This is a genomic window from Granulicella sp. S156, assembly GCF_009766105.1.
In the GTDB taxonomy this organism is placed as follows: Bacteria; Acidobacteriota; Terriglobia; order Terriglobales; family Acidobacteriaceae; genus Granulicella.
In genome coordinates, this window is record NZ_LMUH01000022.1 from 88,573 (window position 1) to 99,486 (window position 10,914).

Annotated in this window: 10 protein-coding genes; 5 read left to right on the top strand and 5 right to left on the bottom strand. The window is 55.3% G+C overall.

All coding sequences use genetic code 11. The features are described from left to right. Window positions 1–54: 54 nt before the first annotated feature. From GSQ91_RS16130 to GSQ91_RS16145, 4 genes are all read right to left on the bottom strand, one after another. On the bottom strand, window positions 55–1,950 hold the full coding sequence (locus GSQ91_RS16130; RefSeq protein ID WP_158822791.1) for a DUF262 domain-containing protein: 1,896 nt from the start codon (window positions 1,948–1,950) through the stop codon (window positions 55–57). A gap of 266 nt (window positions 1,951–2,216) precedes the next feature. Then, entirely contained in the window at window positions 2,217–3,827 is a 1,611-nt protein-coding gene (locus GSQ91_RS16135) for a ParB/RepB/Spo0J family partition protein (RefSeq protein WP_158822792.1), read from the bottom strand. An 86-nt stretch (window positions 3,828–3,913) separates the two neighbouring features. Then, on the bottom strand, window positions 3,914–4,327 hold the full coding sequence (locus GSQ91_RS16140; protein WP_158822793.1) for a hypothetical protein: 414 nt from the start codon (window positions 4,325–4,327) through the stop codon (window positions 3,914–3,916). After that, a complete protein-coding gene (locus GSQ91_RS16145) occupies window positions 4,327–5,241 on the bottom strand; it encodes an ArdC family protein (protein WP_158822794.1) in 915 nt (304 codons plus the stop codon). The genes GSQ91_RS16140 and GSQ91_RS16145 overlap by 1 nt, the downstream gene beginning before the upstream one ends. Before the next feature lie 645 nt (window positions 5,242–5,886). On the opposite strand from GSQ91_RS16145, the gene GSQ91_RS16150 reads away from it, so the two are divergent. The 5 genes from GSQ91_RS16150 (at window position 5,887) to GSQ91_RS16170 (ending at window position 9,508) form a co-directional block, all read left to right on the top strand. Then, the gene (locus GSQ91_RS16150) at window positions 5,887–7,302 is read left to right on the top strand and encodes a hypothetical protein (RefSeq protein ID WP_158822795.1); all 1,416 of its coding nucleotides are present in this window, start codon (window positions 5,887–5,889) and stop codon (window positions 7,300–7,302) included. Window positions 7,303–7,322: 20 nt separating this feature from the next. Further along, window positions 7,323–7,604, top strand: a complete 282-nt coding sequence (locus GSQ91_RS16155) for a hypothetical protein (protein WP_158822796.1) — start codon at window positions 7,323–7,325, stop codon at window positions 7,602–7,604. A 52-nt stretch (window positions 7,605–7,656) separates the two neighbouring features. Further along, window positions 7,657–7,854 (top strand): DUF2188 domain-containing protein, encoded by a 198-nt coding sequence (locus GSQ91_RS16160; protein WP_158822797.1) that lies wholly within the window; start codon window positions 7,657–7,659, stop codon window positions 7,852–7,854. A gap of 74 nt (window positions 7,855–7,928) precedes the next feature. Continuing rightward, the gene (locus tag GSQ91_RS16165) at window positions 7,929–8,876 is read left to right on the top strand and encodes a nucleotidyltransferase (protein WP_158822798.1); all 948 of its coding nucleotides are present in this window, start codon (window positions 7,929–7,931) and stop codon (window positions 8,874–8,876) included. Window positions 8,877–8,878: 2 nt separating this feature from the next. Then, on the top strand, window positions 8,879–9,508 hold the full coding sequence (locus GSQ91_RS16170; RefSeq protein WP_158822799.1) for a hypothetical protein: 630 nt from the start codon (window positions 8,879–8,881) through the stop codon (window positions 9,506–9,508). A gap of 20 nt (window positions 9,509–9,528) precedes the next feature. Here GSQ91_RS16170 and GSQ91_RS25730 read toward each other — a convergent pair. After that, the coding region (locus tag GSQ91_RS25730) for a hypothetical protein (RefSeq protein ID WP_216845283.1) at window positions 9,529–10,914 on the bottom strand (1,386 nt) is incomplete at its 5' end.

The window sequence follows — 10,914 nt, forward strand, 5'->3', positions numbered from 1 at the left end:
TCCAACACGCCAACTTACTGCCCATTCTGCTCGTCGAGGGGTATTCCGCTCACGTCATGTGATCTCGAATTGGATATTCAGAAATTGAAGTTTCTCTTCCTGGGAACCTAGAGAGATGCTCCAGCGTTCTTCCAGAAATTTCACCATTTCTAGTCCACGATCTTTGATCGTTTCGGGAGTCCACTCATCGCGCTGTGCTACCTGAACTTCACTGTATGAACCGTTGTAATAACCTTGCACGCCGTCAGAATCTTGCTTCTTAACTCCGAATGGACGGTTGGAGAATCTGGAGTTACGGCTCCGGGAGAGCGGCAACAAGTTCCCCAACGAGTTGAGCAAAACCGCTCGCTGCTTCTTCGCAAGATCACTAAATGCCGGCCACTCCGCCGACTTCGCGGTTTGGGGGTAAATGTGTTCTACAGTGACATGATCCGTCTTAGACTTTACAAGGTCACTCCAGTTGAGACGCGGAATCTCCATACCGGCCTCGCCCCGCAGTTGTTGCTCATACTCGTATAGGAAATACCTTAACCCCGACCAGCTATAGAAGCCCTCGGAACGGTCGAATAGATCACGCATCCCAACAACGGCAGCATCAATACGGAAGAAGTGAGTGGTGCGCTCCGTAATCGTTTCAAGTATGTCCGAAGAAGTCACATCGCCTCTGTAGAGTTGGCCTGCAATTCGATAAAACTCACTGTCGCCAGCATTGGAGCGCCTTTGACATACTCTATTGACCAGAAATACGAATCTTTCGGACAAACTAAGAAGTTTCAACAGTTGATTGTCGGTAAAACCTTTCTGAAGTGCGGTCATCATCAGCGGCTCGAACGCACCCCGACCTAATCTGCCTAGCCGTTCCAAGGCAATACCGACGCTATCATTTAGATCCGTAGCGAGATGCGGAAAGTGAATACAATGCCACTTCCTAACGGAGGCCTGGATGCTGTTCACGTAGCGTTGAATATCTGCAATCTTGAGATCACCAGACAGCACTCCATCCGTCGTAAAATAATCGTCCAGCAAAAAGGAAGCAAATTGACCAGCTTTGTCGCGAGCGTAGCTAAAGTACATAATCCAATGCGCTCTCAGAAACTCGTCGTCATCAAGTGCCTCTCCTTGCACCTTGCCTAAGTACTCATAGACGGTTTTCCAAGCCTCGTTGATGTTGTGTCTGAGTGTTGTTCCGTCAGCGCCTTCACTCGAAGAAGGAAACAGTGTTGATAGGTAGATAAGCCTATTCTTCAAGAGTTCTAAGCGTGACAGAGGTTTCCCTCTATTGTTCATGGTTTCAAACACAACAAACTCATCTAGCTCGTCTTCCAGCTCGTATATGCTGAAGACAAATTTCTGAGTTACTGCTCTGAAGAGTCTCTCTAACTGTTCATGCGGAAGTCCTTGCAGTTGGCTCTGGAAATAATCGCGTGCGGCGGCAAGATTCGCTGTGTAGGTAGTCGTCACTCCCTGATATTGATTGGATGATTCGCCTAGTATCTCTGTCTTTAGATACTCATAACTTGGATTATCTCGTTCGTAGCCAAACAAATATGAACGACTCACGCTGCCTGCCGTTTGCAAGATGTACTTTTTCACGAGGTCAGGCTTCTCAGTAAATGCGAGTTGTTGCCCCTCGGCCACTCGATTGAGCAAACACTTAATGAGGATGATTGCCGTTGTGAGTCGCTGCTGACCGTCAACAACATAGTAGGGCTTGAAGCCTTTACCCTCAATGAGCCATTTCTCTTCTTCCCACTTCTGCCATTGATTCTCAGGTACTTTCTCGATTGTTAGCTGCCCCGTATAGTGATTGCGGTCAGCTCTCAACCTCTTCAGGTCGTTCCAAAAATCTTCCAACTGACGCGTTTCCCATGCGTAGCCGCGCTGGTAATCGGGGATTCTGAAGACGCGGCTATTGAAGAGCGTATCGAGGTATTGGAGTTCGGTGGGCATGAGTTTTCCTTGTGGGTCCGAGAAGACGCGCGCAAAAGACATCGCCGCTTCCTAACATTCTAATGCGGCGTGGAACAGTCCAAAGTCGCAAGGGCGTAATCTCTAGCTTCGTCAAAGGCACTCAGACGACACTTCGGGGAGCAAGCCCGTCGGGTGGGCGGGCATAGTAGCTCCTGCCGTGCAGGAGCAACGCCCAGGGTGGGAAGACGGGCGCACGAAAAAGGGAGCCTGCCGGGTGACAGACTCCCTTAGCGAACGTGCGGAAGCTATGCGGCCTTCGCCTTCTTCGCGGGTTTGGGTTGCGCTTTCGCAACGGCTTTCGTTGTTGACTTCGCGGTGAGCCTCGCTTTCTCCTTGGCGGCAAACTCTTGCTTGACCTTGAGGCCGATGGCATCCACATCCACCTTGTACGCGCTTGCGGCATCACGGAGAATCTGTGCTGCGTTCTGCCGCGTGGCCGCGTGGAGAATGGTTATCTCTACCAATAGACCGCCGAGTGCGCTTTCTTCGGCACGACGGAGATAGGCAGCAAACAGCTTCCCGATGGAGTCGCTGTCCTTCGCCTTCTTGATGCCGTGCTGCCGGGCGACGGCTGCCAGACGGTTTTCGTCCAGCAACGATGCCAGCCGCTCCACCACGAAAAGCAGGTCGCGTTTCATCAACCGCACCGGAACGGCTGCGGTGATGGCGGCAAGTATGCGGATGCCGGTCGTATTGGCAATCGCAGCCTCTTTGCGCTGCTTTTCCTGCTCGGCCTTCCACTTCACATCGTCCGCGCTGGACTGCTTCTTGGGGTGATGTACCGGGCAGGTTGGCTCCGTGCATACCTTTCGCAGTTCGCCCTTGTCGATGCCGTCCGACACGATGGCTTCGGTGGTGTACTTGCACATCTTGAACTCCGGTCGCGTCGCCTCTTCTTTGGTTGAGGGTTTCTCTGGCCGAATCTCGGTGTATTTGTTGCGCGGCAACGTCGCGCTGCCTTCCTGCTGCTGGCCGTAGGCCGTGCTGATCTGCACGAGCTTGGGTTTCGCCGCAACAGTCTTGGCAACATGCGCATCGACCTTCGCGTGATAGCAGCTTGGGTCCGTGCAAGCGTCCTGCCTTACATCCGCAAACAGGAGCTTGTTATGCCCTGTCCGCTTGGGGCAGTCCACACAACTCCCCGCTGCCGGGACAAGCTGCGCGTCCCGCTTGTCGAAGGGAGCGAGTTTGAGGATGAGGAGAATGTTGCTCTCAATCCAGAATTGGAGGCTCCGTACAGGGAGAAGGATGCGTTTCGCCTTCTGCCCGCCGTTGCTCCAATCCTCTTTGAAGCAAGCTCCAAGTGCCTGTTCCTGTTGGTCGGACTGGAGCTTTGCCAGCAAGAGCGCATGGCCGACGCCGATGTCCTCGCGGTAGAAGGCTTCGACCACAACGGGAGCAAGCTCGGTCAGCTTCAACCTGCCAGCCACATACGCGGGCGACTTGCCTGTTCGCGCTGCGATCTGCTCAACGGAGTATTTAGGCTCTTCCAAGTTCAGAAGAGCGCGGAAGCCGTTGGCCTCCTCCATCGGATGAACGTCGCGGCGCTGGAGGTTTTCAATCAACTGCGCCTCCAACGCTTCGGCGTCGGTGAGGTTCTTGATGCGGACGGGCACGGTGGCGGCTTCGGCCATCTGCGCGGCGCGGTAACGCCTCGCTCCGAAGACGATCTCAAAGCCCTGTTCGGTGAGTGGCCGCACTAGCAAGGGTGAGAGGATGCCCTGGGTGCGTATGCTCTCGGCCAGTTCCTTCAAGGAATCATCCTCGAAGGTGCGGCGCGGGTTGGTCTTGGATTCAGTTAGCAAAGCGAGGGGGAGATTGCGGTACTCGGTGGCATTGTTGACGGCGGTATTCATGGCGATTGCTCCTTTCGAGCGGTTGGATATTCGGTGGGTAAACGGGACGGACACACTTGCTTCGCCCGCCCATGACGGGAAAGCGGTTAGCTTCGTGTGCCTCTCCGGGCGAGGGCTTCGATAAAGCCCTGCCGGGAAAGGTTCTTGTCCCACAACCCAGCGAACTTTTCGTGCTGGTCGTAGAGGTGGCGGTCAAAAACGTAGTTGTCGCCCTCGATGGTGCGGGAGAACTGTTCGATTCCGAGATAGTCATTGCGAAAATAGAACGGAGTAAGGTGCGCTCCTGCCGCAAAGCCCAGCTCGAAACACATCTCCGGGTCGCGCATGAGGTCGCCGTTCTGTTCGCCATAGTGGGCGATAGACAGGACAGGCAATCCACACGGGCCGGACTCATCGGTCGCCTCGATTACCAACGCCATAAAGGGCGGGTTTTCGATGCGGAGGTAAAGACCGTGGTGCCATCCTCCGGCCTTTTTGAGGATTTCGAGGATGGTTTTCATTACGCCACCTGCGCCAGTTCTGCATCGGCCATCTCCTCGGTGCGGGACGGCTCCAACGCGGCAAGGATGACAGCGGAGGTCTCTTGAATCACCTCCAAGCTCTCGGCCAGAAGTGAAGCGTTGCCGTGGTACAGGTGGATGTAGTCAGCCGATGCGGTTCCTGCTTTCAGACCAACCGCCTTGCCGACAACAAACGCGACGGCCTCGGCCTCCGTCTCCTTTACAACCTTGGTGGTCGTTGTGCGGCGCTCGGCCTTGTGCAACATCTCATGCGCGAGTTCATGGACAAGCGTGGAAAATTCCTCGGCTTCCGATTGGCCGGGGAGAATGGCAATCCTGCCGCCGTAGCTGACACCCAACGCGGGAGCGATGTTCTCGGTAAAGACAAGCTCGATTCCCTGCCGGTCGATGTATGAAACAAGACGGTCGCGGTTCTCGCCCACGTCGCCGTGTACCTCGTGCATGGTGGGAAGCTCCGTGCCGTCGGTCTGCGAGACATCAAAGACGTAGGCGTTGCGAAAGCCAACCAAGACGGCCGTGTTTTGCTTGGTGATGTCCTTCTCGGCTTCCTCGTTTCTCTTGCGCTTGATGCCGATGATGGGAGCCAGAATGCGGATGCCCTTCTCACCTTTCTTCACCTTGCGTCCTAACTGGTTCCATGCGTACAGGCCAGCAACCCGCGTGGCGTTTGGCCTCTGCCGTGCGATTTCGAGGACGTTGCCAAAGCTGTAATTGTGAAAGCGGCTCATGGCGTCGAGGTACGCCGTGAGCGCATTGCTACGACCTGCCTCCAATTGCTCGATAAGCTCCTTGACGTTGGCGGCGATGATCTCTTTGGCGGTCTGCCGTTGCTGCGGCTGTTTGGGGTTTGGGGTGGACGGGGTGACGCTGCTGGTGGTGGCGATGGTGTTCATGGGTGTTTCCTCCTTGGCCTTGGCCGTTGCTTTTCATGCCATGCGTGGCATGTACCTACATGCCGAACGCCTCCTGGCGAAGGCGGGGGGTAGCAACTGCAAGGGGAGGGGGATCTCCCACCCTTGAAACGAAGCGCAGCGAGAGTGGAAAGGGCGAAGCGCAGCGGAGGGCTGCACAAGCGCAGCGCGGAAGCCTGGGGACACCCCTTGCGGGCGCGAGGGGCGGAGCTCCCCTTAGCAGGCTTGTCTACCTTGCTGGGCGCAGAGCGCAGGAATTGTAAGGGAGGGCGTTGCGGGAGGGAACGGCCCGCAGAGGTGGGTCATGGAAGACGCGGAACGCGGCTGGAATGAGGGAGGAAACTTCCTCCCTGAATCAATAGGAGAGCCGTGCTCTATCGTCTCTTGCGATGTCGGTGCAGTCTTATGAGAGCTATTCGGTAGGAAATTCGGCACCTGCGGCTCTTGGTAAATTCAATCCATGCTCCTTAGAATGTTTAGCTTACGAGGAAATATGACAGATTCTCCATGACGGCGCTCAAAATATAATTGGCTTTATTGTGAAATTGGCTCGACAAATTAGAGCCAAATATGCAAACATTCTTCCATGCTCAGTTGTTCGGGCAGAAAGCATGAGGAGGCCATTGAATGGATTCACTGCTACTGAGCGGTCTGGAAGAGAGCATAGCTCCACCGGCCCCGGATAACGAGATTGACCCTAAGGAGATCACTAAAATGCCACGCGGAAGACGCCCTAAAGCAGCTCCGGCTCCCAAGAAATTCGAGCGCCGGGAAGCCCTGAAAAATCGCATCGTCGGTTTGTCGGAGGAGCTTACAGGAGCCGGTTTTACCGACCTGCTTATTCCGCTCGTGCCGATCCGCCCGGTGGCAAGTGAAGTTGTGGATGAGAAGACCAGCGCGCGAATCGGGCACGTCGAGGAAACTCTCGCCGTGTACCTGCAACGCACTTCCATCAAAGACAACTTGTCGCAACGGCCACCGTTCGACCATGTCACCGATCCCATCTACCGGCGGTTGATGCGCGACTTCATCCAGGGGGCGCAGATGCCGGAAGCTAGGATCGCCGCGCTGCGCGACTTAAGCGGGCGTATCAAATCGCTCGACGAAACCGGCATCAACTACAGCATCATCGACGGGCTACAGCGGTCATGGTGTTATTCGACCACGGTCCTGATTGCCCTGCACCGCGACCAACTGGTCACCGACCGCTGTATCACGGTCGAGGCTTGGGACTACTTTCGCCCCTTCATCGAAAAACTCGGCGATCCTGAAACGGCAGCGCGGACCATGCTAAGCCGGACTATCCGCTACGAGATTTATTACAACATCGACCTTGAGGGCCTGCTACATTACATGGTCACCTTCAACACCGCGCAGCGCCGGATGAGCTTGCAAGTGCAGCTCGAAATTATGCGTAAGCCCCTGATTGATGAGATTGAGGCCGCCGCCAGCATTAAGGTGTTCCGAGACTCGCTCGATATCGAGGCGACCGGGAAGACTCAGAAGCCCCGTGACCAGTTTGCCGCTTCCGACATAGCCGTAGCAGCGGAAGCCTTCATTACCAATAACGCACAGACATCGCAGAAAGAGATCGCGGAAGACCTGCTGGAAAAGGACAGCGGCTACACCGCCACCGGCGTCGATTTCGGGGATATTGCCGACGTGGTGTACATGCTCAAGCGTGTTGCCCAGGATATTCACCCGCTGGTGCTTCTTATCTACACCGACGAACCCGGCAAGAAGTTTTACTTTTCTGGCGGTGGCACGTTCCTCACTGGATTTGCGGCGGCCTGCGGTTACGTCCGCAACCGCAACAACATGAAGATGCTGGAAGGGGCACTGGAGAAGCTCATCCTGCTGCTCAAACAACCCAACGAAGACCCGCTCGGCCTCGACGAGTACCAGGATCTGATCAAGAACATCACGTCGTCGCGTGGCAAGATGATGCGCCGCCTCGTGTATGACACATTCCTGCGCTTTTTCCTCGGTACGACAACCCGGCTGGAGTGGACCGACGCCTACCGCTCACTGAGCCTGACTTAGAGACAAGGAGGATGTTTCGTATGGCTAACTTTACCGTTCGCGTTGAACTTCACCAGGCAATCGGGGCCGACTATGACGCTCTTCATGCCGCAATGGAACAGAAGGGCTTTTCCCGGCTGATAACCGCCGATAACGGCCAGACCTATCACCTGCCTTGGGCCGAATACAACGGCTCAGGTAACCTCACCAGCGCGCAAGTGCGTGACATTGCGCGGGACGCTGCCAACGCCACGAAAAAGAGTAATGCCGTCTTTGTGACGGAGGCTGCAACACGCGCGTGGATCGGCCTTCCACTCCAGTAGTTCAACGCAGTTCTAACCGGGTCTCACGACCTTGCTCAGGAGATATACGACAATGGCTAAACATGACGAGTTGATTATCGAGAAGCGCGACGACGGACGTTGGGGTATCAAGAAGCCGCACGCCGAGCGGTCCAGCGCGATTGAAGACACCCAGCAGGAAGCTATCGGTCGGGCCAAGGAACTGGCTCCCGAAGGCGACATCAAGCTGAAGGGATTGAATGGAAAATTCCGGCACATCCAGAAGGGGTGAGCGCGGAGAGTCCGGGGACTACCGGCGCATCTCGATCGACCGGGTGGCACACAAGCACGAAGGAGAAGTGAACGATGGCAAACTCCAGCACAACAACGACGAAAGGCGGCGGAGCCATGCCGGGTCGCGACTGGGAAGCGACGTTCTCCAACTGGGGAGCGGCGCCCGGAACAACACAGCAGACGAAGTGTGAGAACGCAGAGCGCGCGGTACGCAAGGCGATTTGTGCCAGCACGAAGCTCAGCTCAAAGGACATCACGGTCTTCACACAGGGTTCCTACGCCAACCGCACTAATGTCCGCGAGGATAGTGACGTTGATGTATGCGTGATGTACACCGGCGCGTTCTTCTCCGACTATTCTATGAGTGACGGGCTGAACGATGCGGTCTTCGGCTACACAGACGGCAAGTATTCCTATGCCGAGTTCAAGAACGACGTGGAAGCCGCCTTGGTTTCGTACTTCGACGAGGACTCGGTTACGCGGGGAAACAAGGCATTCGATATTCACGCGAACACCTACCGCATTGATGCCGATGTGGTTCCTGCGTTTGAGCACCTGCGTTTCCACGGCACACCGCAGAACAACTGGTCTGACTCAGGCACGCAGATCCTCCCCGATGATGGCGGAGAGATAATCAACTGGCCCCGGCAGAATTATGACAATGGTGTCCAGAAAAATGAGGATACAGGTCAGAGATTTAAGGCCGTCACGCGGATTTTGAAGCGACTGCGCAACGAAATGGCCGATGAGGGATACGATGCCGCAGAGCCGATACCCTCATATCTCATAGAGTGCCTCGTCTGGAATGTCCCAAATGAAGATTTCGGCCACTACACTTGGACTGAGGATGTGCGGCACGCACTGGCCCATTTATGGAACGAGACACGCACGGATGAAAGCTGTGGCGAATGGGGCGAAGTCAATGAACTCAAATACCTGTTCAATTCATGGCAGCCGTGGAATCGCAACGAAGTGAATACATTCTTGCAGGCAGCCTGGGATTACATTGGGTTTGAATAGCCATGACCTCTGAGCGATACATCAAGGCAATCATCTATGTCGCTGTCTTAGCGTGGACCATCGTCCTACTCATCAACCATGAGGCAATACATTCCTCCTGGTTCCAGCCCCTGTCTACGGTAACTACTGTCGTGCTCTACGCGGTGCTGGCATTTGATCTCTGGCTTTGGAAGTTGCCTTTCCTGCACGGTTGGTTCGTAAAGCGACCCGTCATTGAAGGCACCTGGAAGGTTGAAATCCGGTCAAACTGGAAGAACCCGGCAACTGGCTCCGGGATTTCTCCGGTTGCAGGCTTCATGACGGTGCGACAGACATTCTCCACTTTGAGCATGAGGCTTTTGACAGCCGAATCCAGCTCTGAACTAGTAGGAACAGAAATCGTGTGCTCTGCCGACGGCCTTTACTGCATTAGTGGCGTTTACCGGAATGAACCCCGGTTCCAAGTGCGTGACAGAAGTCCCATTCACTACGGCGCAGTATGGCTGAAGATCGTTGACGAGCCTTCGAAAAAGCTGCTGGGCCATTACTGGACCGATCGTGAAAGCGCCGGCGAGATGGAGCTAACCGACCTCCGGGGTAAGAAGTTCCAGGACTTCCAATCTGCCCAAGCCTACTTCAATCAACTTTCGTAATGGTGGGAGGCCGTTGCGCTTCACTCTCTTCCCACTACGGTGTCATACAGTCCATAGTGTGTGAGCCCCTCGTGGCTCTCGATGCCCGTGTACCGTAGCGAGGCATCCTCGTAGCGGCGGAACGCGAAGACCGCCTGATTCATCTGCTCGGTATTGAATACTTTGAGGCGCACAAGCAGATGGAAGTCCTTCACCGTTAGACCAGTGACAGCCAAAAACAAATCCGGCTCTAACTTAGTGATCACGTCCTGTAGTGTGTTCTCGCGAAAATCGGTCAGGTACATGAACGCGGGAATGCGCGTCGCGAACTTGATCAGCTTTTCTTGCACGAGCTTGCGCTTGGACTTGTATTCCTTCTCTTCCTCGGTGAGCTGCTTCTTTTGCTTTTCGGTCAGCTCCTTGCCTTTGGCGTTTTTCTTTAGCTCCTTGACGTTCTCACTCTTGTTGATGATGGTCTCGATGATGTTGTCACCCAACGCGCGCCAGCCCTCGATACGTTCTACAGCGGCCATCGCCTCGGCGTTATCCAGGATTCGACGCAGCGTGTCGTTGTCCACGTTTACCAGCAGCGCGCTCTCCCATTTGCGCGCCAGCAGCGTGGCCGAGGTGCCTGCTATTGCTATGTCCAGAATGCCGCCAGCATCGATCTGAGTCATGTTCGCGCCGTCGTAGGCAAGCACCGGCAGGAACGAAACAAGGTCCTTGACGGCGATCTCCGGATTTGATTCGTTCGGAGAGAGGCCGATGCCGTATTCGGAGAGCTGCCGCAGCGCACGCGTCGGTGCAAAGTCGAACACGAAGCAGACTGGCTTGAGGATTTCCTCCTCGTTCGGATTGTCACCATTCGGGTTCTTGATAGACCACGGAGACTGCACGCGGAATGCTGCCTGGAAGTAGGTTTCCGGGCTCTTCAGATTGCGCAGCATCAGGATCGACGACCATTGAGGCACGGTCACGCCCGTCGTGAGCTTGCCGCATGAAAGCGTGATCGTTTTGCTTGAGAACCCACTTGCAATGGCCTTACGCACAGGAGGTAGCGCCGCCAATCCAATACCAGCCGACGCTCCAGCCGCTACGACAACGTCGTACTCTTTCCAGAAGATGTTGTGCTTTTCGGCCAGAAGGTTCCTCATGGCATGGCAGGCAGCCACGTTTGGCAAAAACCAGAACGAGTGCTGTAGGTACGGGAGCAGCCGCGTATCTGAATATGGGAATGGTGGCGTTGTGCCCGTCTTGAGGCTATCGATAAACTTCGTGGTGTCTTGGCCTCGGATAATGTTGAGCCACTTCTGGACATCGACCTTGTGCTTGAACTGTGCGGCTTTTCCTGTGCCAGTCGCCGCAAAAAACTCGTTTAGGTCGAATTCGTCAAACTCGCCGGCGCTGGCAATCGTCAGCAGTTCATC

What these genes read in the sequence shown, in the direction of transcription:
- GSQ91_RS16130 (WP_158822791.1), bottom strand. Translation starts at nt 1,950, where the DNA reads ATGCCCACCGAACTCCAATACCTCGATACGCTCTTCAATAGCCGCGTC.
- GSQ91_RS16135 (WP_158822792.1), bottom strand. Translation starts at nt 3,827, where the DNA reads ATGAATACCGCCGTCAACAATGCCACCGAGTACCGCAATCTCCCCCTC.
- GSQ91_RS16140 (WP_158822793.1), bottom strand. Translation starts at nt 4,327, where the DNA reads ATGAAAACCATCCTCGAAATCCTCAAAAAGGCCGGAGGATGGCACCAC.
- GSQ91_RS16145 (WP_158822794.1), bottom strand. Translation starts at nt 5,241, where the DNA reads ATGAACACCATCGCCACCACCAGCAGCGTCACCCCGTCCACCCCAAAC.
- GSQ91_RS16150 (WP_158822795.1), top strand. Translation starts at nt 5,887, where the DNA reads ATGGATTCACTGCTACTGAGCGGTCTGGAAGAGAGCATAGCTCCACCG.
- GSQ91_RS16155 (WP_158822796.1), top strand. Translation starts at nt 7,323, where the DNA reads ATGGCTAACTTTACCGTTCGCGTTGAACTTCACCAGGCAATCGGGGCC.
- GSQ91_RS16160 (WP_158822797.1), top strand. Translation starts at nt 7,657, where the DNA reads ATGGCTAAACATGACGAGTTGATTATCGAGAAGCGCGACGACGGACGT.
- GSQ91_RS16165 (WP_158822798.1), top strand. Translation starts at nt 7,929, where the DNA reads ATGGCAAACTCCAGCACAACAACGACGAAAGGCGGCGGAGCCATGCCG.
- GSQ91_RS16170 (WP_158822799.1), top strand. Translation starts at nt 8,879, where the DNA reads ATGACCTCTGAGCGATACATCAAGGCAATCATCTATGTCGCTGTCTTA.